The sequence below is a fragment of the Vibrio sp. 10N.222.55.C6 genome, from assembly GCF_041473395.1.
Taxonomy (GTDB): Bacteria; Pseudomonadota; Gammaproteobacteria; order Enterobacterales; family Vibrionaceae; genus Vibrio; species Vibrio crassostreae_C.
In genome coordinates this window covers 1-247 of sequence record NZ_JBFRSD010000524.1, presented here as the reverse complement: position 1 = coordinate 247, position 247 = coordinate 1, and the positions used below count along the sequence as shown (strand labels likewise).

General features: G+C 49.4%; 1 protein-coding gene. It reads right to left on the bottom strand.

All coding sequences use genetic code 11. The features are described from left to right. Positions 1-247: iron chelate uptake ABC transporter family permease subunit (locus tag AB4486_RS24895; protein ID WP_372119371.1), on the bottom strand; the 247-nt coding region annotated here is incomplete at both ends.

Here is a 247-nt window from a genome sequence, read left to right as displayed (position 1 = left end):
GAACATTAGCCAACGCTGCACCTAATGCCGCACCAGCAGACACACCGATGATCCCTGGCTCAGCAAGCGGGTTGCGGAATAGCCCCTGCATAACCGCACCACATAACGCGAGAATCGCGCCGATTAGCATGCACAAAATAGTTCTAGGTAAGCGAATCTCTTGAATCACTAAATTGATGTGTGGGGCTAAATCATTGTTTGGTTGGAGTAAGCTCGCTGCACTGTCAGCTAAGCTAATGTTCATTGG